The 25,272-nt window shown below is 58.1% G+C and carries 30 protein-coding genes; 23 read left to right on the top strand and 7 right to left on the bottom strand.

Translation table 11 applies throughout. The annotated features are described in order from the left end of the window. The first annotated feature begins 99 nt into the window (after positions 1-99). Positions 100-645, top strand: coding sequence for a hypothetical protein (locus AC3VI7_RS03240; RefSeq protein ID WP_489669094.1), 546 nt, complete (start codon positions 100-102; stop codon positions 643-645). On the opposite strand, the gene metW is transcribed toward AC3VI7_RS03240, so the two are convergent. Both metW and metX read right to left on the bottom strand, forming a co-directional pair. Beyond that, entirely contained in the window at positions 634-1,239 is a 606-nt protein-coding gene (gene metW, locus AC3VI7_RS03235; RefSeq protein ID WP_489669093.1) for a methionine biosynthesis protein MetW, read from the bottom strand. The genes AC3VI7_RS03240 and metW overlap by 12 nt on opposite strands. Position 1,240: 1 nt before the next feature. Next, positions 1,241-2,377 carry a homoserine O-succinyltransferase MetX gene (metX, locus tag AC3VI7_RS03230; RefSeq protein WP_489669092.1) on the bottom strand — a complete coding sequence of 379 codons (1,137 nt, stop codon included), beginning with the start codon at positions 2,375-2,377 and terminating at the stop codon, positions 1,241-1,243. A 164-nt stretch (positions 2,378-2,541) separates the two neighbouring features. On the opposite strand from metX, the gene corA reads away from it, so the two are divergent. From corA to AC3VI7_RS03215, 3 genes are read left to right on the top strand one after another with little or no spacing between them, the layout of a single operon-like run. Beyond that, on the top strand, positions 2,542-3,504 hold the full coding sequence (gene corA, locus AC3VI7_RS03225) for a magnesium/cobalt transporter CorA (protein ID WP_489669091.1): 963 nt from the start codon (positions 2,542-2,544) through the stop codon (positions 3,502-3,504). A 28-nt stretch (positions 3,505-3,532) separates the two neighbouring features. Further along, positions 3,533-4,426 carry an NUDIX hydrolase gene (locus AC3VI7_RS03220; RefSeq protein ID WP_489669090.1) on the top strand — a complete coding sequence of 298 codons (894 nt, stop codon included), beginning with the start codon at positions 3,533-3,535 and terminating at the stop codon, positions 4,424-4,426. Next, entirely contained in the window at positions 4,419-4,691 is a 273-nt protein-coding gene (locus tag AC3VI7_RS03215; protein WP_489669089.1) for a hypothetical protein, read from the top strand. The genes AC3VI7_RS03220 and AC3VI7_RS03215 overlap by 8 nt, the downstream gene beginning before the upstream one ends. A 26-nt stretch (positions 4,692-4,717) precedes the next feature. On the opposite strand, the gene AC3VI7_RS03210 is transcribed toward AC3VI7_RS03215, so the two are convergent. Next, positions 4,718-5,593, bottom strand: a complete 876-nt coding sequence (locus AC3VI7_RS03210; protein ID WP_489669088.1) for an NYN domain-containing protein — start codon at positions 5,591-5,593, stop codon at positions 4,718-4,720. Positions 5,594-5,836: 243 nt separating this feature from the next. Here AC3VI7_RS03210 and hpf point away from each other — a divergent pair, with 243 nt between their 5' ends. The 3 genes from hpf (at position 5,837) to hprK (ending at position 7,777) form a co-directional block, all read left to right on the top strand. Next, positions 5,837-6,181: a ribosome hibernation-promoting factor, HPF/YfiA family gene (gene hpf / locus AC3VI7_RS03205; RefSeq protein ID WP_489669087.1), complete on the top strand. Its 345-nt coding sequence runs from the start codon at positions 5,837-5,839 to the stop codon at positions 6,179-6,181. A 169-nt stretch (positions 6,182-6,350) separates the two neighbouring features. Next, complete coding sequence (locus AC3VI7_RS03200; protein ID WP_489669086.1) at positions 6,351-6,821, top strand: PTS sugar transporter subunit IIA; 471 nt, start codon at positions 6,351-6,353, stop codon at positions 6,819-6,821. Beyond that, a complete protein-coding gene (gene hprK, locus AC3VI7_RS03195; protein ID WP_489669085.1) occupies positions 6,818-7,777 on the top strand; it encodes an HPr(Ser) kinase/phosphatase in 960 nt (319 codons plus the stop codon). The genes AC3VI7_RS03200 and hprK overlap by 4 nt, the downstream gene beginning before the upstream one ends. On the opposite strand, the gene fur is transcribed toward hprK, so the two are convergent. After that, positions 7,749-8,234 carry a ferric iron uptake transcriptional regulator gene (gene fur / locus AC3VI7_RS03190; RefSeq protein ID WP_489669084.1) on the bottom strand — a complete coding sequence of 162 codons (486 nt, stop codon included), beginning with the start codon at positions 8,232-8,234 and terminating at the stop codon, positions 7,749-7,751. The two genes, hprK and fur, sit on opposite strands and share 29 nt — an antisense overlap. A 133-nt stretch (positions 8,235-8,367) precedes the next feature. On the opposite strand from fur, the gene AC3VI7_RS03185 reads away from it, so the two are divergent. The 10 genes from AC3VI7_RS03185 to AC3VI7_RS03140 are packed head-to-tail and all read left to right on the top strand — an operon-like array spanning position 8,368 to position 16,680. Further along, the gene (locus AC3VI7_RS03185) at positions 8,368-8,922 is read left to right on the top strand and encodes an outer membrane protein assembly factor BamE (RefSeq protein ID WP_489669119.1); all 555 of its coding nucleotides are present in this window, start codon (positions 8,368-8,370) and stop codon (positions 8,920-8,922) included. Continuing rightward, positions 8,919-9,728 (top strand): 4-hydroxy-tetrahydrodipicolinate reductase, encoded by an 810-nt coding sequence (gene dapB / locus AC3VI7_RS03180; protein WP_489669083.1) that lies wholly within the window; start codon positions 8,919-8,921, stop codon positions 9,726-9,728. Before AC3VI7_RS03185 ends, dapB begins: the two co-directional genes overlap by 4 nt. A gap of 26 nt (positions 9,729-9,754) precedes the next feature. Then, positions 9,755-10,417: a MotA/TolQ/ExbB proton channel family protein gene (locus tag AC3VI7_RS03175; protein ID WP_489669082.1), complete on the top strand. Its 663-nt coding sequence runs from the start codon at positions 9,755-9,757 to the stop codon at positions 10,415-10,417. Further along, positions 10,398-10,838, top strand: coding sequence for an ExbD/TolR family protein (locus tag AC3VI7_RS03170; RefSeq protein ID WP_009453154.1), 441 nt, complete (start codon positions 10,398-10,400; stop codon positions 10,836-10,838). The genes AC3VI7_RS03175 and AC3VI7_RS03170 overlap by 20 nt, the downstream gene beginning before the upstream one ends. Before the next feature lie 38 nt (positions 10,839-10,876). Next, entirely contained in the window at positions 10,877-13,564 is a 2,688-nt protein-coding gene (leuS, locus tag AC3VI7_RS03165; RefSeq protein ID WP_489669118.1) for a leucine--tRNA ligase, read from the top strand. Between the two features lie 8 nt (positions 13,565-13,572). After that, positions 13,573-14,100 (top strand): LPS-assembly lipoprotein LptE, encoded by a 528-nt coding sequence (locus tag AC3VI7_RS03160; RefSeq protein WP_489669117.1) that lies wholly within the window; start codon positions 13,573-13,575, stop codon positions 14,098-14,100. After that, entirely contained in the window at positions 14,084-15,166 is a 1,083-nt protein-coding gene (gene holA, locus AC3VI7_RS03155; protein WP_489669081.1) for a DNA polymerase III subunit delta, read from the top strand. Before AC3VI7_RS03160 ends, holA begins: the two co-directional genes overlap by 17 nt. Next, positions 15,163-15,702: a phosphatidylglycerophosphatase A family protein gene (locus AC3VI7_RS03150; RefSeq protein ID WP_489669080.1), complete on the top strand. Its 540-nt coding sequence runs from the start codon at positions 15,163-15,165 to the stop codon at positions 15,700-15,702. Before holA ends, AC3VI7_RS03150 begins: the two co-directional genes overlap by 4 nt. Further along, on the top strand, positions 15,699-16,187 hold the full coding sequence (locus AC3VI7_RS03145) for a CinA family protein (RefSeq protein WP_489671266.1): 489 nt from the start codon (positions 15,699-15,701) through the stop codon (positions 16,185-16,187). The genes AC3VI7_RS03150 and AC3VI7_RS03145 overlap by 4 nt, the downstream gene beginning before the upstream one ends. 40 nt (positions 16,188-16,227) lie before the next feature. Next, the gene (locus tag AC3VI7_RS03140; protein ID WP_489669078.1) at positions 16,228-16,680 is read left to right on the top strand and encodes a four-helix bundle copper-binding protein; all 453 of its coding nucleotides are present in this window, start codon (positions 16,228-16,230) and stop codon (positions 16,678-16,680) included. Positions 16,681-16,689: 9 nt separating this feature from the next. Here the strand turns inward: AC3VI7_RS03140 and AC3VI7_RS03135 are convergent, their stop codons facing one another. Continuing rightward, on the bottom strand, positions 16,690-16,860 hold the full coding sequence (locus tag AC3VI7_RS03135) for a DUF2256 domain-containing protein (protein ID WP_489669077.1): 171 nt from the start codon (positions 16,858-16,860) through the stop codon (positions 16,690-16,692). A gap of 18 nt (positions 16,861-16,878) precedes the next feature. Then, complete coding sequence (gene thiL, locus AC3VI7_RS03130; protein ID WP_489669076.1) at positions 16,879-17,874, bottom strand: thiamine-phosphate kinase; 996 nt, start codon at positions 17,872-17,874, stop codon at positions 16,879-16,881. Between the two features lie 100 nt (positions 17,875-17,974). Here thiL and AC3VI7_RS03125 point away from each other — a divergent pair, with 100 nt between their 5' ends. The 3 genes from AC3VI7_RS03125 (at position 17,975) to AC3VI7_RS03115 (ending at position 21,217) form a co-directional block, all read left to right on the top strand. Further along, positions 17,975-20,269: an NADP-dependent malic enzyme gene (locus AC3VI7_RS03125; RefSeq protein ID WP_489669075.1), complete on the top strand. Its 2,295-nt coding sequence runs from the start codon at positions 17,975-17,977 to the stop codon at positions 20,267-20,269. Between the two features lie 103 nt (positions 20,270-20,372). Next, a complete protein-coding gene (locus AC3VI7_RS03120) occupies positions 20,373-20,786 on the top strand; it encodes a guanyl-specific ribonuclease (RefSeq protein WP_489669074.1) in 414 nt (137 codons plus the stop codon). 35 nt (positions 20,787-20,821) lie between these two features. Then, positions 20,822-21,217, top strand: coding sequence for a barstar family protein (locus AC3VI7_RS03115; protein ID WP_489669116.1), 396 nt, complete (start codon positions 20,822-20,824; stop codon positions 21,215-21,217). 287 nt (positions 21,218-21,504) lie between these two features. Here AC3VI7_RS03115 and AC3VI7_RS03110 read toward each other — a convergent pair whose 3' ends face one another. Further along, complete coding sequence (locus AC3VI7_RS03110; RefSeq protein WP_489671390.1) at positions 21,505-21,804, bottom strand: hypothetical protein; 300 nt, start codon at positions 21,802-21,804, stop codon at positions 21,505-21,507. A gap of 48 nt (positions 21,805-21,852) precedes the next feature. Between AC3VI7_RS03110 and AC3VI7_RS03105 the strand changes: the two genes are divergently transcribed. The 3 genes from AC3VI7_RS03105 to AC3VI7_RS03095 form a co-directional block, all read left to right on the top strand. Continuing rightward, the gene (locus tag AC3VI7_RS03105) at positions 21,853-22,374 is read left to right on the top strand and encodes a hypothetical protein (RefSeq protein ID WP_489671389.1); all 522 of its coding nucleotides are present in this window, start codon (positions 21,853-21,855) and stop codon (positions 22,372-22,374) included. Positions 22,375-22,442: 68 nt separating this feature from the next. Beyond that, positions 22,443-24,335 carry a cytochrome C gene (locus tag AC3VI7_RS03100; protein WP_489671388.1) on the top strand — a complete coding sequence of 631 codons (1,893 nt, stop codon included), beginning with the start codon at positions 22,443-22,445 and terminating at the stop codon, positions 24,333-24,335. A 746-nt stretch (positions 24,336-25,081) separates the two neighbouring features. Further along, a partial coding sequence (locus tag AC3VI7_RS03095) for a hypothetical protein (protein ID WP_489669071.1) occupies positions 25,082-25,272 on the top strand: 191 nt, incomplete at its 3' end.

The raw sequence follows: 25,272 nt of genomic DNA, 5'->3' as shown, positions 1-25,272 counted from the left end.
CCCTTCTGTTGTGAGACAGAGTGGTGAGAGATCGTGAACGACTTGATCCGTTGATGCGGTGAAATCCCTACACTCACGGTTTCGTATGAGGCGCAGGTGATGGCAGAACGGTATTCCAAGACAGAAAAGGGACGAATCGAGATCCGCACGCGTGCGCAGACCTTGTCACGCACGGCGCGCAATCTTTTACTCATCATCGATTCATCCCGGTCTCTGCCTGAGTGGCTGGCCATGGTTCAGGGCTCGACAGCCCAAGACGGTGCCGCGTTGATCGAGGCCGGTTTGATCGAATCTGCCACCCGAAAGGTGGTGGGCGATAGGGGGGTGGGTCGGGCTGTGACGGCACCTGCTGCGGTTGAATCGGACGCCGCGCCCTTGTCGTCAGTGTCTGAGCTGCCGATCTCACCCGCATCGACTCCAGCCTCAGCATCGACAGGACTCGGTTATGTGGAGCTGTACGACGGTCTCAATGCCTTGGTCAAGGAAACCTTGGGACTGTTCAAGGGCTACCGCTTCAGCCTAGAAATTGAGCGCGCGCGGGATTTGCAAGAGTTGCAGGTCGTGGCGCAGCGTTTTGTCGATGAAGTTGCCAAAACCCGGGGCGAGAGTGTCGCGCGGGTGGTTCGACGGGCTTTAGGGCTGTGAAGCCTTGTGGCTGCGCACGACCTTGAAGACCGCCGTGCTGCCCAGCAAGTTGGCCCAAAAAGGCGAGACCAGCTTGCCATGATGAAGACCGAAGGATTCGACCACGTCTAAGCCACAGGCGCGGGCAAGGTGGCCGAAATCACGGTAAGTGCCCACCCGGATGTTGGGTGTGTTGAACCATTGATAAGGCAGCACCTTGGTGACAGGCATAGCACCCTTCAGGACCGAAATTCGGTTTGGCCAGTGGGCAAAATTAGGGAAACTGATGATGCCCATCCGTCCGACACGCACCGTTTCCTTGAGCATCTGTTCGGTATTACGGATGTTTTGCAGAGTATCGATTTGCAGTACCACATCAAAACTATCATCATCGAAAAGGGATAAACCCTCTTCGAGATTTCTCTGCATCACTGAAACACCTTTTTGAACGCACTCAAGAACCTTGTCATCGTTGAGCTCGATACCATAGCCGCGACAGCCTCTCTCTTGCTGGAGCATGGCTAAGAAACTGCCACCACCACAGCCAAGATCAAGCACACGACTGCCCTGCGGAACCAGGTCCGCAATCACGGATAAGGTGTGGGTTTGGTTCATCTCATGTTTCTGACGATATGCGGTCAAAATAGGCTTCCAAGATACGATGATACCGAGGGTCTTCGAGTAAGAAGGCATCGTGACCATGCGGCGCATCAATCTCAGCATAGGAAACATCACGCGCGTTATCAACCAGCGCTTTGACGATTTCTCTCGACCGCGATGGCGAGAATCGCCAATCGGTCGTGAAGCTGATGACCAAGAATTTACAATGAGTCCGATCAAGCGCTTTGCTTAAGTTGCCATCACAGCTTGCTGCCGGGTCAAAGTAATCGAGAGCCCGTGTGATCAGCAAATAGGTATTGGCGTCGAAGTACTCACTGAATTTGTCGCCTTGATAGCGGAGATAACTTTCTATTTGAAAGTCAACTGCTTGGGTGCTGTAGCTTATTTCTGCGTTACGCAGGGCACGGCCGAACTTCGCATCCATCACATCATCGCTGAGATAAGTGATGTGCCCAATCATGCGCGCGACCCTCAAGCCTCTGCGCGGAAGGGTATGGTGAGCGTAGAAATGACCGCCGTGAAAATCGGGATCGGTAAGAATAGCTTGGCGAGCTACTTCATTGAAGGCAATATTTTGCGCTGAAAGATTCGGTGCGCTGGCGATGATGATTGAATGGCGTAGCCGCTCGGGATATTGAATCGACCAGCTCAAGGCTTGCATCCCACCCAGACTGCCGCCGATCACGGCAGCGAGTTGTTCAATGCCCAAGACATCCAGTAGGCGGGCTTGAGCATCGACCCAGTCTTCCACGGTGACGACCGGAAAATCCGCGCCGTAGGGCGTGCCAGCGACGGCGGCATCTGGGTTCGGATGCGTCGGTCCTGTGGAGCCAAAACAGGAGCCGAGGTTGTTGATACCGATGACAAAGAAGCGGTTGGTATCCAGCGGCTTGCCCGGACCGACGAGGTTGTCCCACCAGCCTTCACTGCGAGCTTGATCCGCGTAAGTGCCTGCGACATGGTGGCTGGCATTGAGCGCATGACAGACCAACACAGCATTGCGGCGATCTGCGGCCAGCGTACCGTAGGTCTCATAGAAAAGGGTGTAATCCCGCAGCTGGGCACCACTTCTAAGTGGAAGCGCATCGACGAAATGATGTGACTGAGGAGAAACGATGCCGACCGAACCCATGGGTGCCCGTGATGAGATTGCTGCCAAGAATGGAGGTGATCTGAGGCTGGCGAGTATATCGGTACGCCTTCTTGCCGGTGGGATAATGCACAAGTCGGTCGCTTTCGCCCTTCATCTTTCTCCCACCTTTGGTGCGTGTATGCACCGACTTCGCAGGGGCTTGCATGCTCAATGTGTTCCGGCTGTCGAACGGCCGCTTGTTTCAGGAAGAGATCGAAACCCATGCGATTCCGACCCAAATTCAGCCGGTTTGGGTTGATCTTGAAGCGCCGACTCCAGAAGAAAAAGAGTGGATCCGAGCGCGTTTCGGCATTGTGATTCCGGACAACATCGTCGATGACGATTTGGAGGAGTCCGCTCGTTTTTATGAAGAAGACAATGGTGAGTTACATATTCGATCTGACTTTTTGATTGAAGATGGTGAAACGTCACGCAATGTCCGTGTCGCTTTTATTCTTCATTCGGGTATTCTTTTCTCTGTTCATACAGAAGACCTACCTGTTTTTAGACTGTTGCGTTTACGGGCGCGCCGCATACCTGCATTAATCGAGGATGCCAAGGATGTTCTCTTGAAGCTGTACGATGCTGATGCTGAATATTCTGCTGACACACTAGAGGGTATCTATGACTCCCTTGAAAAAGTGAGTCATCGCGTTCTCAAGCAAGGTGTTGACGATCATGCTGCGGGTGAAGCCTTGACAGCGATTGCTCGTGAAGAGGATTTAAATGGGCGTATTCGACGCAATGTCATGGATACGCGCAGAGCCTTAAGTTTTATGATGCGCAGCCGTATGCTCAACGCGGAGCAATTTGAGGAGGCTCGTCAAATTATGCGAGATATTGACTCACTTGACTCACACACGGCTTTTTTGTTCGACAAGATCAATTTCTTGATGGATGCTACGGTCGGCTTCATCAATATTAATCAGAATAAGATCATCAAGATATTTTCGGTGGCATCGGTCGCTTTGTTGCCACCGACATTGATTGCGAGTATCTACGGCATGAATTTCAAAGCGATGCCGGAGTTAGATCAACCTTGGGGGTATCCATTCGCTCTATGTTTGATGGTGGCTTCTGTGGCTGCCCCTTTTATCTATTTTCGGCGCAAGGGTTGGTTAAGATAAATTGGGTGCTCAGAAGATTGAGTCCGATGTGATATCGATAAGACTTGAAATCCAAATCGACGCGCGTATCTTCGTAATTGGATGGGTCGATGCTTGGCGTCGCCACGCATTGCTTGCTTGTTCGGTCTCGTGGGCGCAAGGTGAATCTGTCGGCGGGTCAGCGTCTTTATGTTTGTTGTGCGGAGGCGATTCACCCGACGCTGTTTTAGCGCGGTTGGCACAAGACCTACGACAGGCGGGTCATATCGGTTGGCGTGGCGAGATGTACGCCGTCCGTGAGGAGGTTTGTGGCCGTAAGGTGGCTTTGATGGAACGTGCGGCTGCCAAGTTTCTGGGTTTGTTGACGGTTGGCGCGCATTGCAATGGTTTTGTGCGGGATCAACAAGGCCGGCCCCATCATCTTTGGATTGCTCAGCGGGCCTTGACCAAAGCAAGTGATCCGGGGCGATTGGATAACTTGGTGGGTTGCGGTGTGCCGTGGCCCGAGACGCCCCACAGTGCTTTGCGCCGTGAAGGTTGGGAAGAGGCAGGGTTTTTGCCTGCAACCATGGATCAAGCGGCGTTACAAAACGTATATCGACTGAGCCGACCTGAATCTGGCGGTTGGCATCGGCAAAGTCTGCATGTGTACGACTTGGCTGTGCCGCCGGAGCTTGAGCCTAAGAACTTGGATGGCGAAGTAGCGTCCTACCGCTTGTTATCGATTCAAGCCGTCTTGGCGCATCTAAGGGCCGACCACTTCACCGCAGAGGCGGCGGTGGTGACGCTGGACTTTCTGTCTCGGTACCAGCTTCTTGACGAGCTGGCGCAAAAAGAAGGGCGCTACGCCGAGCTTTGGCGTCAATCAGTAGGTCTGGGAGGGGCCACTGAAACGGTCGGTGTAGGCAAAAACCGGCTGCTTGCGCCGTACCCGTATGGCTGACAGTGCGGCACTCCCGCTGAGTGCAACGATCAGCGCAGGCGCAACGATCAGGGCGAACAAGAAACCCGCAGCAGCAGCAGGGATGGTCAAGGCAATCAAAAAGGCCTTGAGCAGACTGGAGAACCAATCGAAATTGCTTGCTGCTGCCAGTGATTTCGTGTTCATGGATGCGCCTTCAGTCAAGTCGTTTACGGTGACGGTGACGAAAGGTAGCGTGAAAAAGTCACTGTGTGTGAATTTCCTCGTCGATTTTTGTTACCAATGAATTATTTGTTGATTAAATACAACCCTTCATGGCGTCGGTAGAACGAGTGGCGTGATGCCACGTGCTCGAACCAAACGGACAAAAACGCCACGAATGCGCCGCATGTCCTCACCTGAAAACTGTCGGCCAAGCAACCTAGATGTCTTGGCAATGAGCTTGCGATCAAACTCGGGTGGCACGACCTGATTGAACTGGAAGTGCGCCTGGAGGGGCGGGAGTTGTTCGGGAGTGGCATTCAGCAACTCCTCGGTGATGATTTCGGCAGCGTCCTCCAAAAGCATCGATTCACTGCCATGACTGCTGGCTGCCTCGGATGAGTTGCCATAAGCCCCCGTCTCTAACGGTGCGCTTTCTTGGGGTTCATGACGATGCAGGTGCTGCGCCAACCATTCGGCGGACAGGCTGGTGACGGAATCCGCGTCCATCTGAATCGAGGGGCTGACGTTCTTGGTCGGATCGCCTGCGGCCAAGATGTGAACGCGCACCCCAAAAGACTGGGCGAGCTGAACCGCGATATGCAGATCCTCATCGCCTGAGACGAGAACGGCGTCAGCAATCGCGCCATTGCGAGCGAGCTCGATGAGATCGGTCACGATCATGGCATCGACGCCTTTTTGCTCCCCTGAGCAGTTGAGGGCACCCAGTCTCAATTTGACGCCCGGCAGCATGGCCAGCGTGTTTTGCTCCAGAGACAACCGGGGTCCTGGCATGGCGTCGTACCAATAGATGCGCAACAAAGGCAGACCGTCGGCGGCTTGGGTGGTGCGCTTGATCAGCGCTGCGACCATTTCGCCTGGGTTGAGAATCGACAAGTACTTGCGCGGTACTTGGGAGCCAAAGGCGGCTTGCGCGCCTGCGGCGATCAGGTATCCAGCATCGACAAAAACAGCATAACGGTCCATGAACACTCCATAAGTGGTCCCTCACTTGTAAATGGGGATCGGGGGTAGGCCGCGCAGTCCCGTGCTACGACGCTGAGTCGGGGATGGCGGCGATGGATTCGAGTATAAGCGGCGTATTTTTGGCTTTGAAGGGGTTCCCGGCTTGTCATCCAGAGATGAAGCCGTCACACTCCCCAACGGGGGGTTCTCCGGAATCCCATCCATCCATAAGATCTCCAACTAAACCTCTTGAAAGGAGGCACCATGAACCTGACGATCAGTGGCCATCATCTGGAAGTGACCCCGTCTCTGAGGGAGTACGTTCTCACCAAGCTCGACCGTGTGACGCGACACTTTGATCAAGTGGTTGATGTCAACGTCTTGCTGACGGTTGAGAAGCAGAAAGAAAAAGAAAAACGTCAACGTGCTGAGGTGACCTTGCATGCCAAAGGCAAGGACATCTTCGTAGAAAGCTCCCACGAGGATCTTTACGCAGCCATTGATCAGACTATGGACAAACTGGATCGCCAAGTGGTCCGGCATAAGGATCGGGTTCAAGACCATCATCACGAGTCGCACAAGCGTACCGTGGCTGGTGATCTAGCCTGATGCGGCTATAGGCACTGTTTGGCCTGCTTGGCCGAGGTGCTTGTCCGCAGCGCAGCCCCACGGGGCTGCGTACATTTTGAGTGGGTGCCGTGCGGGATTTCTATAATGAGCTTCCCCTACGTTGCCGTAGCGTTCAATCGGTCCTTGACCGGTGTAACCATCGAAATCGATGAACCGTCTTGCTGCCATTCTGCCGGCCTCCAATGTTGTCGTGAACGTGGATGCCACGAGCAAGAAGCGTGCGTTTGAGCAGGCTGGCCTGTTGTTTGAGAACCGGCACGCTGTTGCGCGTGCAACAGTGGCGGACAATTTATTTGCGCGTGAGCGACTCGGTTCGACAGGACTGGGTCATGGCGTGGCCATTCCCCATGGACGGATCAAAGGGTTGAAGAATCCGCTTGCGGCCGTCTTGCGCTTGTCTCATCCGATCCCTTTTGAGGCCCCCGATGACGAGCCGGTCAGCTTGTTGATTTTTCTTTTGGTGCCAGAGGCTGCAACACAGCGTCATCTGGAGATCCTCTCGGCCATCGCTGAGCTGTTGTCGGATCGAGACTTGCGGGAACGGCTTAAAACTGAACCCGATGCTGCCAAGGTGCATGACTTGATCTTGCGCTGGGAACCTTTGAAGTCGGTCGCTTGAAACCTACCGTCATCAGTGCTGAGGCACTTTTTGAGGTCCATCGGACGACTTTGCGTCTGGAATGGATTGCCGGGCACGCTTACCCAGAACGTCGTTTTGATGACGAGGCCATTCGCAACGCTCAGTCTGCTGCGGATTTGGTGGGTTACCTGAACTACATCCATCCATATCGGGTGCAGATCTTTGGGGCTCGCGAAACAGCATACCTCCAGCTGGCCGATGCTGAAACGCAAGAAAAACGCATTTCTCGCATCGTCACCCTAGAGCCGCCAGCGATTGTGGTGGCCGATGGTTGTGTGCCGGCAGACAGGTTGGTCGCGATGTGCGAGCGGGCTGAAATCCCGTTGTTCGTGACCCGTGAATCAGCTGGACATGTCATTGATGTGCTCCGAGGCTACCTCGCGCAGCATTTTGCCGAGCGCATCTCTCGGCACGGCGTGTTCATTGACATTCTTGGTTTGGGCGTTTTGCTCACCGGCGAGTCGGGTTTGGGCAAAAGCGAGCTGGGATTGGAACTGATCTCCCGTGGACATGGGCTGATCGCTGACGATGTGGTGGATTTCTATCGTGTCTCGCAATCGTCCGTAGAGGGGCGTTGTCCCGAGCTCTTGGCCAATTTGCTTGAAGTGCGTGGCATCGGCTTGCTCGACATCAAGGCGATTTTTGGTGAAACGGCGGTGCGTCGCAAGATGCGGCTCAAGCTGATCGTGCATCTGGTCCGTAAGGACACCCTTGAGCGCGATTTCGAGCGTCTACCGTATGAGCCGCTTTACGAGAATGTCTTGGATATTCCGGTACGGAAGGTCGTGATTGCGGTGGATGCGGGTCGCAATCTTGCTGTGTTGGTCGAAGCGGCGGTGCGCAACACCATCTTGCAGCTGCGTGGCATCGACACCTACCGTGATTTCGTCGAACGGCACCGTTTGCTCATGGAGCAAGGGGATCCTGGGCTTTGATCGCAAGGCCGTTCTCGTCCTTGTGCAGAAAATCAAGGCGGTGGCGGCAGGACGGTCGGCGGCAATGGGCGTAAAGCGCGAGCGAGTGTTCCTGTAGCGCATAGCCGCGTTCTTGAGTAATCACACGCTGCCGAGCCTCAATCTCGGCGTCGTAAAACTCCTCAACATGGCCGCAATCCAAGCAAACGAGATGGTCGTGATGCTGGCCCTCGTTGAGTTCAAAGACGGACTTGCCGCTTTCAAAATGGTTGCGTACCAAAATGCCAGCTTGTTCAAACTGGAGCAGGACGCGGTAGATGGTGGCCAAGCCGATCTCAGTGCCTTCGGCCAGCAAGATTTTAAAAATGTCTTCCGCTGCCAAGTGGCGTTGATGAGCGCTTTGGAATACTTCGAGGATCTTGATGCGGGGCAGGGTGGCTTTGAGGCCGGTGCTCTTGATTTCTTCCGCTTTGGTCATGGTCGGGGCGCGTCAAGGGATCCGAAGTGATCTGTGAGGAGGGGGCGATGGGGGCTATGAGCGACACCGCTAGAATGCCCGGATCATATCGGCCCCCGTTTATCGCGTTCTGGCCTTCTTTTATCTGGTGCTCATGATTCCATTGCGGCCATTCAGTAGCTGGTTTTTTCTCTTCATCAGTGTCTCTTGTCTTGCCGCATGCACCACCCCAGCGAGCGGGGAGTCGCCATGGTGGCGGCTCACGCCCTATCGTGCCGATGTGGTGCAAGGCAATGTGGTCACCCAAGAGATGCTTGCTCAGCTGCGCGCTGGGTTGAGTCGTGATCAAGTGCGTATGTTGCTTGGTTCGCCGTTGCTGGCGGATGCCTTTCATGGGGATCGCTGGGATTACGTCTTCAGCCTACGGCACCAAGGTGCAGCGACACAGCAGCGCCATGTGACGGTGTACTTTGACAAGGACCGAGTGAGTCGCTTCGATGCGGATCCTCTGCCGACCGAGCAAGCCTTTGTGGCCGCGATTGATGTCAAAAAACCCGATAAACGTGAGCGATCACTGGCTTTAAGCGCCGCTGAAATCGCGGCTTTGCCGCTGCCCGTCGTGGCTGAGCCAGTCAAGCCGCCGTTGGATGCCGCAAGTGCTCCTGTGCGCAACTACCCACCCCTTGAACCTTTGACAACGACGCGATGAGCGCTATGCACAAAATTGCTGTGGCTGGTTGTACCGGCCGCATGGGTCACATGTTGATCGAGGCCGTGTTGGCCGCTGATGACTGCCAGCTCACTGGTGCCTTGGACCGCGAGGGCAGTCCGGCCTTGGGTGCCGATGCCTCGGCTTTTCTGGGTAAAAGCAGCGGTGTGATCACCCAGTCCGAGTTGCGAGCAGGACTGAGCAACGCGGAATACCTGATTGATTTCACCCGTCCCGAGGGCACGATGGCGCACTTGGCGGTGTGCCGTGAGCTGGGCGTGAAGCTCATCATTGGTACCACAGGCTTTAGCGCTGAGCAAAAGGCGGAGATCGAAGCGGCGTCGAAGGACATCGCCATCGTCATGGCCCCGAACATGAGCGTTGGCGTCAATGTGGTGCTGCGCTTGCTTGACATGGCGGCGCGTGCGCTCAGCCAAGGCTACGACATCGAGATCGTTGAAGCGCATCACCGCCACAAGGTCGATGCGCCCAGCGGCACCGCGCTGAAGATGGGCGAGGTGGTGGCCGAGGCGCTTGGGCGTGATCTGAAGGCCTGCGCTGTTTATGGCCGCGAAGGCGTGACCGGCGAGCGCGACCCAAGCACCATCGGCTTTGCCACCGTGCGCGGCGGCGACGTGGTCGGTGACCACACCGTGATGTTCATGGGCACGGGTGAGCGTATCGAGGTGACGCACAAGTCCAGCAGCCGCGCGACCTACGCGCAGGGCAGCTTGCGCGCGGTGCGCTTCCTTGCCACGCCATCCAGCGGCCTGTACGGCATGGACGACGTGCTCGGCCTGCGCTGAACCTGAACCGCGAAGGCGACAGCTCCATGGGAAGTTTTTGGCAGATTTGGTCCGAGGGTGACGCCATCCACCGGGTGGTCGCTTCAGTGCTGCTCTTGATGTCGATTTCGGCGTGGGTCTTGATTCTTTGGAAGAGCTGGATCTTGGTTCGCGCTCGTCGGGATCTGGCCTTGGCGGTACCGGCTTTTTGGGCCGCCCCCGATTGGGTGGCGGCGCGCTTGCAGATGCAAGCGCTGGACCGCGAGCAAGTCGCGTTGCCGCTGCTCGACGCGGCACTGCAAACACCGCCTGTGGGCACCTTGGAAGCTGCGGGCGACGTGGGTGCGCAGCTCACGCGCCGTCTGCGCGATGCTTTGCATGGGGTCTTGACCCAGCTCCAGTTCGGCCAAGTGTTGTTGGCCTCGATTGGGGCCACCGCGCCGTTCATCGGTCTTTTTGGCACCGTGTGGGGGATTTACCACGCGCTGCTGGGCATTTCGGCCTCGGGCTCGATGGGCATCGACAAGGTGGCCGGCCCTGTCGGTGAAGCGCTGATCATGACCGCTGCGGGCTTGGCGGTGGCGATTCCAGCGGTGCTGGCCTACAACGTCTTTGGCAAATGGGTCGGGGCGTGCGAGGCGGAGCTCGAAGGCTTCGCGCACGATCTGCGTGAAATGGTGTTGCAAGACCATGGCCTTCGGTCGGCTTGAACGCACCCGGGCACCGCAGCCCATGAGCGACATCAACATGACGCCGCTGATCGACGTCATGTTGGTGCTGTTGGTGATCTTCATGATCACCGCGCCTTTGATGACCGCCAGCTTGAAGCTTGATCTGCCCAAAGCCGACGCCCCCGCTGTCACCGAAGCCACCCCAGCTTTCATTGCGCTGGCTTTGGCTGCTGACGGTGCCAGTTACCTTGGTGAAGAAAAAATCCTGCCCACCCAGATGGCGGCCCGGCTGGCCGACAAAGCCCGCCAGATGCCGGATGCCGAAGTGCAACTGCGCGCTGACCGAGCCGTGCCCTATGGCCGCGTGGCCGAGTTGATCGGCCAGTTGCAAAAAGTGGGCTTGAACCGCATAGCGTTTGTGGCAGAGCCGGGCGGCGTGGCTGCCTCGGCTGCGCCTTGAACCCCGATCAGTGATTAGTCGTCCGTCTCCATATGTCGATTTCAGAAAAATACGAACCCACCGCCCTTGAATCGGCGGCCCAATCGGCTTGGCGTGCTGCCGATGCCTACCGCGTCACCGAGGATGCACGCGACGCCCAAGGCAACCCAAAACCGAAGTTCTACGCCTGCTCGATGCTGCCCTACCCCTCGGGCAAGCTGCACATGGGCCATGTGCGCAACTACACCATCAACGACATGCTGACGCGTCAGCTGCGCATGCGCGGCTACAACGTCTTGATGCCGATGGGTTGGGATGCCTTCGGTCTGCCGGCCGAAAACGCTGCGCTGAAAAACGCCGTGCCGCCCGAGCAGTGGACGCGCGAGAACATCGCCTATATGAAGGGCCAGATGCAGGCCATGGGCCTGGCCATCGACTGGTCGCGCGAGGTCGCCACGTGCGATCCCGAGTACTACAAGTGGAACCAGTGGCTGTTCCTGAAGATGCTCGAAGCCGGTATCGCCGAGCGCCGCACCCAGGTGGTGAATTGGGATCCGGTCGATCAGACCGTGCTGGCCAACGAGCAGGTCATCGACGGGCGCGGCTGGAGAAGCGGCGCTTTGGTTGAAAAGCGCGAGATCCCCGGCTATTACTTCAACATCGTCAAGTACGCCGATGAGTTGCTTGCAGCGGTGGCCGATCCGCAAGACCCGAACTATCTCAGCGGCTGGCCGGAGCGCGTGCGCCTGATGCAGGAAAACTGGATCGGCAAGAGCGAGGGCGTGCGCTTCGCCTTCCCGCACCAAATCGCGGGCGCTGACGGCGCGCTGATCCAGGGCGGCAAGCTCTTTGTGTTCACGACGCGTGCCGACACCATCATGGGCGTGACCTTCTGCGCCGTGGCCCCCGAGCATCCGCTGGCTGCGCACGCTGCCGCGAGCCATCCGGCGTTGGCGGCTTTTATCGCTGAATGCGCCCACGGCGGCACCACCGAGGCCGAACTGGCGACGCAGGAAAAGAAGGGCGTGCCGACGGGTCTGTTCGTCACGCATCCATTGACCGGCGCGCAAGTCGAAGTTTGGGTCGGCAACTACGTGCTCATGAGCTACGGCGATGGCGCGGTGATGGGTGTGCCGGCGCATGACGAGCGCGATTTCGCTTTCGCCAAAAAGTACGGCATCGAGATCAAGCAAGTGGTGCAGGCCGGCGACGACGTGTTCTCGCTCGAAGGCTGGGCGGACGGGTACGGCGACAAGCAACGCGCCGTGTGCGTCAACTCCGGCGTCGGATTCGAGTTTCTGGACGGCCTCGGCTACAAGGACGCGGTGAGCAAGGTCGCTGAACTTGTCGGCGCACTTGGCCTCGGCGAAAAGAAAACCACCTGGCGTCTGCGCGACTGGGGCATCAGCCGTCAGCGCTACTGGGGCACGCCGATCCCGATCATCCACTGTGACGCGTGCGGTGCCGTGCCGGTGCCAGCCGCTGATCTGCCGGTGGTGCTGCCGATCGACTGCGTGCCGGACGGCTCGGGCAATCCGCTCAAAAAACGCACGGACTTCCTGAACGTTGCTTGCCCGTGTTGCGGCAAGCCCGCGCAGCGCGAGACCGACACGATGGACACTTTCGTCGATTCGTCGTGGTACTTCATGCGCTATTGCGACGCGCAAAACAGCGACGCGATGGTGGCCGGTGGCACCGATTACTGGATGCCGATGGACCAGTACATCGGTGGCATCGAGCACGCCATCTTGCACTTGCTCTACGCGCGTTTTTGGACCAAGGTGATGCGCGATCTGGGCTTGGTCAAGGTCAATGAGCCCTTCACCAAGCTGCTCACCCAAGGCATGGTGCTGAACCACATTTACTCGCGCCGCACCGACAAAGGCGGCATCGAGTACTTCTGGCCGCATGAGATCGAGAACGTGGTCGATGCCCACGGCAAGATCGTGGGGGCCACGCTCAAGAGCGACGGCTCGGCGGTGGACTACGGCGGCATCGGCACGATGTCCAAGTCGAAGAACAACGGCGTCGATCCGCAGGATCTGATCAATCAGTACGGCGCGGACACGGCGCGCCTCTTTGTGATGTTTGCCAGCCCGCCAGAGCAGACGTTGGAGTGGAACGACGCTGGCGTGGAAGGTGCGCACCGCTTCATCAAGCGGGTCTGGGCTTTCGGGGCCAAGAACGAGGCGCTGCTGCAAGGCGCAAGCGCCTTGGCCGGCGAGCTGCCGGCGGGGTTGTCAAGCCAAGCCAAGGCGTTGCGCCGTGAGGTCCATCTGGTGCTGCGTCAAATCAGCCATGACTTTGAGCGCATGCAATACAACACCGTGGTGTCGGGCGGCATGAAGCTGCTCAACGCGCTCGAAGGCTACAAGCACGACGGCAGCGAGGCATCCGCCGCCGTGTTGCGCGAGGGCTACTCGGTGCTGCTGCGTTGCCTCTACCCGGCCTGCCCGCACATCACGTGGACGCTCTGGGCTGATCTGGGTTACGCCGCCGCTCAAGGTGATCTGCTCGACGCGCCTTGGCCGCAGGTCGATGAAGCAGCCTTGGTGCAAGACGAGATTGAGCTGGTTTTGCAGGTCAACGGCAAGACGCGGGGCTCGATCACGGTGCCGGCGGGTGCGGACAAAGCAGCCATCGAAGCGGTGGCTGCGGCCAGCGCTGAGGTGGCACGGTTTGCTGAGGGCCGGGCACCGAAGAAGATCATCGTTGTGCCGGGTCGCCTTGTGAACGTGGTGGTCTGAACGTGGCCATGAAGCTGGCGCGACGCGGGGCCTTGAACCAACTGCTCGGGCTGGTGGCTGCGGGCGGCGCAGTTTGGCTGAGCGGCTGCGGCTTTGCGCTCAAGCGCCCGCCCGAGTTGCCTTTCAAGCGCATCTACTTGGCCGGTTTTGCGCCGCTTTCGCCCATGGCGGACGAACTGCGTCGCCAGTTGCGCCTCAGTCCGGGCGTCCAGGTGGTCGAGGAAGCGGGTCAGGCCGATGCGATTTTGGAGTCGCTGGTCGATGCCCAAGAGCAAGGGGTGGTGGCCTCGACCACCGCAGGCCAAGTGCTTGAACTGACGCTGCGCGCGCGTTTTCGCTTTCGGGTGCGTGCCATGGCGGGCAAGGAATTGATCCCGGAAACCGAATTGGTCCTGAGCCGCGACATGAGCTACAGCGAAACCTTGGCGCTGGCCAAGGAAGCCGAGAAAAACCTCATTCACCGCACTTTGCAAAGCGATATCGCCCATCAAGTGTTGCGTCGCTTGGCGGTGCTGCCCCATGCAGATTCGCACTGATCAGCTCGCGGCGGCGCTGAAGCGGGCGCCGCAGCAGCGCATGGTGGTGCTGCACGGCGATGAGCCTTTATTGCATCAAGAAGCGGCTGATGCTGTGCGTGCTTGGGCCCGCCAAGCTGGGTTTACGGAGCGCCAAGTACACACCGTGAGCGGCGCGCATTTCGACTGGAGCAGCCTCTTGGGCGCGGCCAGCGAGATGAGCCTGTTTGCCGCACAGCAGCTGATCGAGATTCGCCTGCCTTCCGGTAAACCCGGCAAGGATGGCTCGGAGGCCTTGCAGCGCTACGCCCGGTTTGCCCGCGAGCGCAGCGACGATTTGTTCACCTTGGTGCTGCTACCGCGCTTGGATCGCACCCAGCTGAGCAGCGCTTGGATGACGGCGCTCGACGAAGTGGCGCTTTGTGTGCGCATTGACCCGATTGAGCGCCGAGCCTTGCCGGCTTGGCTCGCGCAGCGCTTGGCGGTGCAAGGCCAGCGGGTCGAAGACGCTGAAGCCGGGCAGCAGGCGCTGGCCTTTTTTGCGGATCGGGTTGAAGGCAATTTGCTGGCGGCGCACCAAGAAATCAGCAAGCTTGGCCTACTGCATCCCCCTGGGGTGCTGAGCTTGGCGCAGATCAGCCAAGCGGTGTTGAATGTGGCGCGCTACGACGTCTTCAAGCTCAGTGAGGCGGTGCTGGGCGGTCAAGTCGGGCGGGCGCTGCGCATGCTCGAAGGCTTGGAGGCCGAAGGCGAAGCGGCGGTGCTGGTCCATTGGGCGCTGGCGGATGATCTGCGCATGCTCTTGCGCGTCCACACTGCCGTTGCGGCCGGCCAACCCTTGGCCATGGTGCTGCGCGAGGCGCGGGTTTGGGGCGTGAAAGAAAAGCAAGTCGAGCGCTTGATGCCGCGCCTGAAAGGGCCGGTCTTGGTCGAATTGATCCAAGCGGCCCGCATCTGCGATGGCTTGGTCAAGGGCATCGTGCATCCCGCTTGGCCGCGTGAGCCTTGGCAGGCGTTGCGTCGGCTGATGCTGATGACGATGGAAGGATTGAGTGTGGCCCCCACCATGGTTTTGAAGACGCTATGACTTCGACTGACGCCTCTGCGGCCCCTGTGGCGCGCCCCGATGGCGCATTCCTGTTCAGCCATGTCGCCCATTTCATCGCCTTGGGCGCGGGCAGTGGCCTGAGTCGCATCGCGCCGGGCACGGTGGGTACGCTTTGGGGTTGGGCCAGTTTTTTGCTGCTGGATCGGTGGCTACATGCACCCGGTTGGGCGTTGGTTTTGGTGCTCAGTACCGGCATCGGTTGGTGGGCCTGCACCCGCACGGCGGAAGACGCGCGCATCGCCGACCCCGGCTTCATCGTCTGGGACGAAATCCTCGCTTTTTGGTTGATCCTGTGGCTGGTGATGCCCGCGCCGTTTTGGGTTCAAGCGCTGGCGTTTGGGCTGTTCCGTTACTTCGATGCCGCCAAACCGGGGCCGGTGGGCTGGGCTGATCAAGCCTTCAAGGGCGGCGGTTGGCGGGGTGGTTTCGGTATTCTTTTCGATGATTTGGTGGCCGCCCTGTGTACCTTGCTGGTGATGGCCGTGGGCGTGCGATGCCTCGGGCCTTGGACATGACGGCCGCTGCCTTGAGGGGTTTATCGGCCGTTTTAGTGCAACGCGGCTGGATGATCGCTTGTGCCGAGAGCTGCACCGGCGGGCTGATCGCGGCCTGCTGCACTGATCAGCCCGGATCAAGCGCTTGGTTTGACCGGGGATTTGTGACCTACAGCAATCAAGCCAAGGTCGAGATGCTGGGCGTGCCGCTGGCACTGATCGAGCAGCATGGGGCCGTGAGTGCTGCGGTGGCCGAGGCGATGGTGCGCGGTGCCTTGCAGCATTCGCACGCCGAATGGGCTGTGGCGGTGACCGGCATTGCTGGGCCTGGGGGCGGAACGCCCGACAAGCCGGTTGGCACGGTGTGGTTGGCTTTTGTCCAGCGCGATCAAGCCGCCAAGGTGGTTTGCCTCCATGCCTCGGGCAGTCGATCTGAGATCCGGGCGCAAGCGGTGCGCTTTGCGCTTGATCATCTTGGGTATCTCGTGGGTTCAGCCACGGCCTGATTCGGCCTATAGTGACCGACATCATTCACAAGGAGAACCTATGGAACGACGTCATCTTATGCAAGGTTTGGGCGGCCTGACTTTGGCTGCCTTGTCGGCTTCCGTGTTGGCGGCTGAAGAGCATGCTCACCATCATCACGCAGCAGCCAGCGCTGGTGGCAAGCCGACCCGCTCCCTGATTGCAGCGGCCAGCGATTGCACCGTCAAGGGTGAAGCCTGCTTGGCGCATTGCTTGCAACTGTTGGGCGATGGCGACAAAGAGATGGCCGCCTGTGCGCAGTCGGTCAATCAAATGCTGCCGGTTTGTACGGCGCTGCAAAAGCTCGCCAGCCAAGACTCGAAGTACCTCAAGGCCTATGCCGCCTTGGCCGCTCAGGTTTGTGAAGACTGCGAAAAAGAGTGCCGCAAGCACGAGAAGAAGCACGACGAATGCAAGGCTTGCGCCGAGTCCTGCGCGGCTTGCCTCAAGGAATGCAAGGCCTACGCGGCCTGAAGGTTGAGGTCACGACCGCTTTTCTGCGGAGGCGGACTTCTTGGCGCGGCAAGCATCCGAGCAGTACCGTACTGCGTCCCAGTTTTTGGCCCAAGCTTTGCGCCAAGTCATGGTGCGGCCGCACACGGTGCAAAGTTTGCTAGGCAGGGACTGTTTGTTGCCTTTGAAGTCGGTTTTCATAGGGGAATTTGTCACCCATCAGGCCGTGAAGTGATCGAAGGATGTCCACGGGGTGCTGAGCGGCATCCCTTGGGCGTCCAAAACCCGGATCAAAGCTTCATCGGTGCTAGTCGTCGTGGTCGCGGCTTCCATTCGGCCGATGCAGCTCACCGGCGTGTCGCTTTGTGCGGCCGCCGCCAAGACTTGAGCGCGCTTGGCGGGTTCGGCGGTGAAGAGCAATTCATAGTCATCGCCGCCGCTCATCAGACAAAGGTGCTGCCGGGTGCGGCTTTGGTGGCGCAGTGCGCTACTTCGGGGCAATGCGTCGATGTGTAGCGTGGCGCGGATGGGTGCATGGCTGGCGCTGCGCGCCAAGATGTGCCTCAAATCGCCCACCAAGCCATCTGAAAGATCCATGGCGCTGCTGGCCACGCCGCGCAAAGCTAGACCCAAGGCCACCCGTGGGGTCGGGCATTCAAGCGCTTTGCGGGCATGGATGAAATCGGCTTTGGACAAGGCCACGGTGCCGCGCAAGGCTTCCAAGCCCAGCCGGGCATCGCCCAGTTGACCACTGACCCAAATCTCGTCACCAGCGCGGGCCCCGCTGCGCAGCAAGGCTTGGCCGCGTGGCACTTCGCCGAAGACTGTGATGCAGATGTTGAGCGGCCCGGCGGTGGTATCGCCGCCGACCAATTCGATGCCGTGCTCATCGGCCAAGCGGTGCAGGCCTTGGGCAAAGCCTGCCAAGAACGTCGCATCCATGCGTGGCAAGGCCAAAGCGAGGGTGTAGGCCATCGGTTGGGCACCGCATGCCGCCAGATCGGACAAATTCACCGCCAAAGCCTTGTGCCCGAGGTGCTCTGGGGCCACGGTGGACAGAAAGTGCCGGCCCTCGACCAGCATGTCGCTCGACACCGCCAGATGCATACCGGCTTGAGGGGCGAGCAGGGCGCAATCGTCGCCGACGCCCAAAGGTTGGCGGCGTGTGGGGCGGGTGAAATAGCGCGCAATCAGATCAAATTCGCCGGAAGACATGGCATGAAAGAGACGGGTGAGAGGGCGGGTCGATGGGGTGATGGCTTCCGAATTAGACTCGGGGGAGTCGATGTCACGTCAAAGAAATCCGGAAACCATCATGTCGAATATTGAAGATAAGAAGAGCCAATTCCGCCGCAGCGCGCTGGAGTATCACGAGTTTCCCACGCCGGGCAAGGTGGCCATCGCGGCCACCAAGCAGATGATCAATCAGCGCGACTTGGCCTTGGCCTATTCGCCGGGGGTGGCTGCGGCGTGCGAAGAGATCGTGATTGATCCGGACAACGCGTTCCGCTACACCTCGCGCGGCAACTTGGTGGCGGTGATCACCAACGGCACGGCGGTGCTGGGGCTGGGGGACATTGGTCCCTTGGCGGCCAAGCCGGTGATGGAGGGCAAGGCGGTTTTGTTCAAGAAATTTGCCGGCATCGACGTTTTCGACTTGGAAATCAACGAGCGCAACCTCGACCGTTTGGTGGACATGATTGCCGCGCTGGAGCCGACCTTTGGCGGTGTGAATCTGGAAGACATCAAGGCCCCGGATTGCTTCTACGTCGAGCGTCGTTTGCGCGAGCGCATGAACATCCCGGTGTTCCACGACGATCAGCATGGCACGGCGATTGTGGTGGGTGCCGCCCTGCTCAACGGCCTCAAGGTGCTGGGCAAGGATATTCGGCAGGTGAAGCTGGTGTCTTCCGGGGCGGGTGCCGCCGCATTGGCGTGCCTGAATTTGCTGGTCAAGTTGGGCATGCCGCGCGAAAACATCTGGGTCACCGATCTGGCGGGGGTGGTTTACACGGGGCGCCAGGAGTTGATGGACCCCGACAAGGCTGAGTTTGCGCAGGACACCGCGCTGCGCACCTTGACCGAAGCGATTGACGGTGCGGACGTTTTCTTGGGTTTGTCCGCAGGTGGGGTTTTCAAGCAGGACATGGCCCGCAAGATGGCCGCCAACCCGATCATCTTCGCGCTGGCCAATCCGACTCCGGAAATCATGCCCGAGGAAGTCAAAGCGGTGCGTGATGACGCCATCATCGCCACTGGGCGGACGGATTACCCGAATCAAGTCAACAACGTTTTGTGCTTTCCCTACATCTTCCGGGGTGCTCTGGACTGCGGTGCGACCACCATCACCGATGAGATGGAAATCGCGGCGGTGCGCGCCTTGGCTGAGCTGGCGCAGGCGGAACAAAGCGAAGTGGTCGCGGCGGCCTATGCCGGGGTCAATTTGAGCTTCGGCCCGGAATACTTGATTCCCAAACCCTTTGATCCTCGCTTGATGATCAAGATCGCTCCGGCCGTAGCGCGGGCGGCGGCCGAGTCCGGTGTGGCGCGGCGGCCCATCAAGGATTTCGAAGCCTATGGCGAAAAGCTGCAAAGCTTTGTCTACGCCTCCGGCACCGTGATGAAGCCGATTTTCCAGCTGGCCAAGCGGGCGCAGGCCAAGCGTGTGGCGTATGCGGAAGGTGAGGATGAACGTGTCTTGCGCGCCGTTCAGGTCGTGGTGGATGAAGGGCTGGCTCGGCCCACCCTGATCGGTCGGCCGCAGATCATCGCGCAGCGGGTTGAGAAGTTTGGCCTGCGGCTTGAACAGGGCCGTGACTATGACGTGGTCAACACCGATTTCGACCCGCGCTATCGCGACTATTGGCAGACCTACCACCGCATGACCGAGCGCAAGGGCGTGACGCAGCAGCTGGCCAAGATCGAAATGCGTCGGCGGCTCACGCTGATCGGTTCGATGCTGCTGCACAAGGGCGATGTGGATGGCATGGTCTGCGGTACGTGGGGCAGCACAGCCAATCATCTGACCTACATTGATCAAGTCATTGGCCGCCGCCCGGGTGTGAACACCTATGCCTGCATGAACGGGTTGGTGTTGCCCGGTCGGCAGGTGTTCGTGGTCGATACCCACGTTAACTACGATCCGACGGCGGAGCAGCTCGCTGAGATCACGATCTTGGCGGCCGAAGAGCTGATGCGTTTTGGCATTCAACCCAAGGCGGCCTTGCTGTCCCACTCCAACTTTGGCTCCAGCCCTCATCCCTCCGCCTTAAAGATGGCCGAAGCGCTGAGGTTGATCAAGGCCAAGGCACCTTGGCTCGAAGTGGATGGGGAAATGCACGGTGACACGGCGCTTGATCCCGCCTATCGCTCTGAGTTGATGCCTCACACTACCCTATCGGGCGAGGCGAACTTGCTGGTCATGCCGAACATTGATGCCGCCAACATCAGCTACAACCTGCTCAAAACAGCGGCTGGCGGTGGGATTGCCATCGGTCCCGTGTTGCTCGGTGCTGCTAAGCCCGTGCATGTCCTGACACCCTCTGCCACGGTTCGGCGGATCGTCAATATGACGGCTATGACGGTGGCGGATGCCAATGCAGCGCGTTGATTGCTAAGTGGGGCGTCACTTTGCTGTATTCTTAGCAGTTTGACGCCTATATTTTTGGCACAATCTTGAGCTTTGTGCGCCATTTCTGTACCATGGGAGACTCATGGATCAGAATAAACCCTTGTTGGTGGCTATGGCGCGCTTGTCGCTTCGACTTTTTGTTTGTGTAGCGGCGCTTTTGGGCTTGCTTTGGGGAAGTGTCTCGCTGGCAAAAAGCGACGCTTCTTTGGCGTCGCTGACGCTGTCAAGCATGTCCGGCCATGCGCAGGGAGTCTACAAACTCATCCTTGCCGGGGGTCCGTTCCCCTACGAAAAAGACGGTGTCATTTTTGCGAATCGGGAAAGAATTTTGCCCCGTCAGGCCCGTGGTTATTACCGTGAGTACACGGTGCCCGTGCCAGGGGTTCAGGGTCGGGGAGCACAGCGCATTGTTTGCGGTGGTGCTCAGCCGAAAGCCCCTGATATCTGTTATTTCACGCAGGATCACTACGCTAGTTTTTCTCGGATCTTGCCGTGAAGCCCATGAATACTGAGGATTATCAAGGGACCGTCATGCTGCTGCAGTCTGTGCGTCCAAACATTGTTCAGTCGATCCGCGCTTTTCGGGTGGACGATCTGATGAAGTCTGCGGAGGAAATGGGCCACCATTTTCTTTATGCCAACCTTTCTAAGACCCAATCGAAGCAAGAAGTGCTTGATGGGATCGCTGAGGCTTTTCTCTTCCCTGCCCATTTCGGCAAGAACTACGATGCCTTGCACGACTGCATGACTGATTTGGTTCACAAATCAGGGGCGCAGTCTGGGTTTATCGTCGTGCTTGAGCAGTTGCCTGATGGACCTCGTTTTGATCGTGAGGCCCGTGAGCAGTTGCTGGATGTTTTTCGTGATGCTGCTGATTTTTGGGCGGATCGGAAAGTGCCCTTCAGATGTTTCTATTCTTTTCGGTAGCCCGCTCTCAGGAAAATGGGCAATGGGAGCGGGCTGAAGTGGCTCAAAGCAGTGTGCCGGCCAAGCAAGGCAAGCATGTGGCACCAGCGTTTGCGCCGCATATGCCTTTGATGAGCAGTGCATTCGATACCTCGTCTTTGCTGATCGTCGCGTAGTTTTGTTGTTTTTCGATCCGATGCGAGGCCTGCCATTCGGTGGGCTTTCGTCTTTGTGGGTTACGACAAAGCACCTAGGGTGAAGTCAGGCGTCAGCGCATGTTGCAGTCGGTAACTTCGGTCAATATGGGATTATTTCCCATATTTTGTGATAGGCTGCCCCGATTCTGATGGAGTTTGGATGCGATGTTGTATGTGCTGATTACCGCGCTTGTTCTCGGTGTCTGGAAGATCAGTTCTATCGGCTTGTTCAAAGCCGGGGACGATCTGGGGTATTGGCTCGGAGTAGCGGGCGGCGTGATGATGCTGTTCATTTTTCTCTATCCCCTGAGAAAGCATGTCCGTTTTTTGCATCAACTCGGTCAGATGAAGGGCTGGTTGGTGGTTCACATGGCCTTGGGCTTGGGTGGGCCGCTGCTTATTCTTGCGCATTCGACCTTTCATATCGGTTCGCTCAATGCCGCCGTGGCGCTCTACAGCATGTTGATCGTTGCCGGTAGCGGCATCATTGGCCGCTTTGTCTATGTCCGGATCACCCGTGGTCTGCAAGGCGAAAAAAATCAACTGCGTGATTGGCGTGACCGAGCAGGTTGGGACAAAGGTGATATGCGCTCTTTGTTCAAGCTCGTCCCGATTTTGGAAACCCGTCTTGTTGAGTTCGAATCGTTTGCTTTAAAAGAAGATCCGGGTTGGCACGGTGTGATTTCCCGGCTTTTTATCTTGCCTTGGGCCGAGTGGCGTATTTATCGCACTTGTCTGGTGGATCTGCATGAGCCCATGCGCGCTCTTGCAGAGAAGAACCATTGGAATGCCTACGACCGTTTGCGGCGTAATCGCAACGCCCGGCTGTTGGTTCGTAAAGACATGGACGCTGTCCTGCGGCTGGCGCAAGTCTCAGCTTATGAGCGTTTGTTTGCACTTTGGCACGTGGCGCACATCCCTTTCGTTTATCTTCTGATCATCAGTGCCATCGTCCATGTGATTGCTGTGCATGCTTATTGAGTGAGGTTGCGTTGAAATTGAGTGCGTGGTGGTTGCGGATCCTGCAAAGCTGGGGCCGATGGTGGCTGGTGCTGCTGTTGGCTTCAGTGGTTTTGCCGTCTGCTGCGCAGGGGCTCAAGTCCGTTTTGGCCCCAGGTAAGCTGGTCAACGCGCACGTCAAATGGGAGGGCGAGTGTGCTCGCTGCCACGTGGCGTTTGAACGCAATGCGCAAGACAGCCGTTGTGCCGATTGCCACAAGGACATCGCGCAAGACTTGGTCGGTAAGACGGGCTATCACGGTCGCATGAAGCCACAGATGTGTCGTTCTTGTCACACCGATCACAAGGGTCGAGGTGCCCAGATCGTCAATCTCGACAAGAAAAGCTTTGACCACACCAAGACCGACTTTCAGTTGTTTGGCAAGCACGTCAAGGTGACTTGCGATAAGTGCCATGAGCCGTCCAAGAAATGGGCTCAGGCGGCGACAACGTGTCTCGGATGTCACCGCAAGGACGATGTTCACAAGGGCTCTTTGGGCCTTAAATGCGCGGATTGTCACAACGAGAAAAGTTGGAAAGACACCGATTTCGATCATGCTGAAACCAAATTTCCGCTGCTGGGAAAGCATGTAGACGTGAAGTGCGCGACCTGCCACAAGGATGCGCGCTACAAGGAGACACCACGCGCGTGCGTTGGATGTCACCGCAAGGATGACGATCAAAAGGGTCACAAGGGCCATTTTGGAGACAAGTGCGAGTCGTGCCACGGTGCCAAGTCTTGGAAGACGATAGCGTTCAATCACGACACCGATACCAAGTACTCGCTTAAAGGGAAGCATCGCACCACGGGTTGTAATGACTGTCACACCGGCCCGATTTACAAAGTTAAATTGGCCTCAGATTGCTGGTCGTGTCACAAGAAAGATGACAAGCACAAAACGATGCTGGGTCGTGACTGCAACACGTGTCATACGGAAAGCAGTTGGAAACAGATGGCCAGCAAGATGGCTGATCGTGATCAACGCTTTGATCACAGCAAATCAAGTTTCCCGCTTGAAGGCCAGCATGCTCAAGCTGAGTGCAGTGATTGCCATAAAACCGCCGTTTATAAAGACGTGCCCAAAGATTGCTGGGGCTGTCACAAGCAAGACGACGATAAAACGCACAAGGGCACGCTGGGTAAGGCGTGTGTGACTTGTCATACCGAGCGGGTCTGGAAAAACACCTTGGGCCGCTTTGATCACGACAAGCTCAAATTTCCTTTACGCAACGCGCACGCCAATCCAAAAATTGGCTGCAAGGCCTGCCATGCCAACGCCAGTAGCTTGCGCAATACACCCATTGATTGCTACAGCTGCCACAAGAAAGATGACAAGCACGAGGGCACACTCACCACCCGTTGCGAGGGTTGCCACTCCGATAAGTCATGGAAGGTGTCAGTGTTTGATCACACTCGGACCCGGTTTGCTTTGGTGGGTAAGCATGTGAGCGTGGCTTGCAAGGACTGCCACACCACGCTGCGCCACCGGGATACACCGCAGGAGTGTGTTGCGTGCCACAAGAAAGATGACCGCCACAAGCTGAAATTTGGTGTGCGTTGTGAGGCTTGCCATAACGCTCGTGTTTGGAGCATTTGGGACTTTGACCATGATCGGCGCACCTCCTACAAGCTGGAGGGGGGTCATCGCAAGCCCGCCTGTGATGCTTGCCATCGCAAACCGGCCCCAGCCAACAAGGCCACCGATCCGGTGGGAACTGTCTGTATCAGTTGCCACCGCAACGATGATCGCCACGATGGCCAATTTGGTGCCCGTTGCGATCAGTGTCATGGTGTGGAGAACTGGACAAAAGTGATTCAACCTGGAACACGCAAGGGTGCTTCACAAGGTTTTCATCAGATTGATCACACAGCATTGCAACGTCTTGCCGATTCCCGTGCCACAAGCCGGTCTTACGCATTCGAAACTGGAGGAATGAAATGAACAGAAATGGCCCATCCCGAACCGTGAGTCAGCGGTTGCTGGGACAGTCTCCATGGCTGTCTTTTCTTTTCATGTTTCTTTTGATGCTGGGGTGGTCGGGTGCTCACGCACAAATCCGTAAGGCCGAAGACCACGGTAAGACCGGCTATTCGCTGTCCGGGGTGCATGCCACCGCGAAGTGCGAGTCCTGTCACATCAATGGGGTGTTCAAGGGAACGCCACGGGATTGCGCTTCTTGCCACACTTCGGGGGCCCCTTATGCGCGCTCCAATGTGGTTAAACCGCCCAACCACTTGCCAACCCAGAACGCCTGCGACACCTGTCACATCCCCCGCGCCTTCAGTGCGGCCCGTTTTAGCCATTCGGGCGTACAGGCCGGTACATGCGCCACATGTCACAACGGCATCCACACCAACGGCAAGCCGCAAGGCCACTTGTCAACGCAAGCCTCATGTGACACGTGTCACAAGCCCACAGGTTGGCGTCCAGCCTCGGGTTTCGATCACTCGAATGTGGTTCCGGGCAGCTGCGCGACATGTCATAACGGTGTTACAGCAACCGCTAAGCATGCGCAGCATATTCCGGTCGCGGTCGCCTCGACGTGCGATAGCTGCCACCGCAGTACTTCGGCGTGGAAGCCCACGGCGTGGAATCACAGCCAGTTGGTGGTGTCGGGGCAATGCGCGACCTGTCACTCGGGGGCGTATCCGCCAGCGGATGGTCGGCCTAGCAACCATATTCCGTACATGTCCTTGACGGGCGTCACGGTAGGCAACTGCGACACCTGCCACAAGGGCGGCTATGGCTCTTGGGCTTCGGGGTTGTTCCACAGCTCGGTGTCGGTGAGCAGCCAATGTGCGACTTGCCACACCGGCAGCTACCTTGCTGCGGTGGGTAAGCCAAGCACGGCCACACACGCCAGCGTGACGGGCAACTG

The organism is Leptothrix toolikensis (SeqCode) (assembly GCF_057922285.1).
This window is presented reverse-complemented; position numbering and strand designations above follow the sequence as displayed.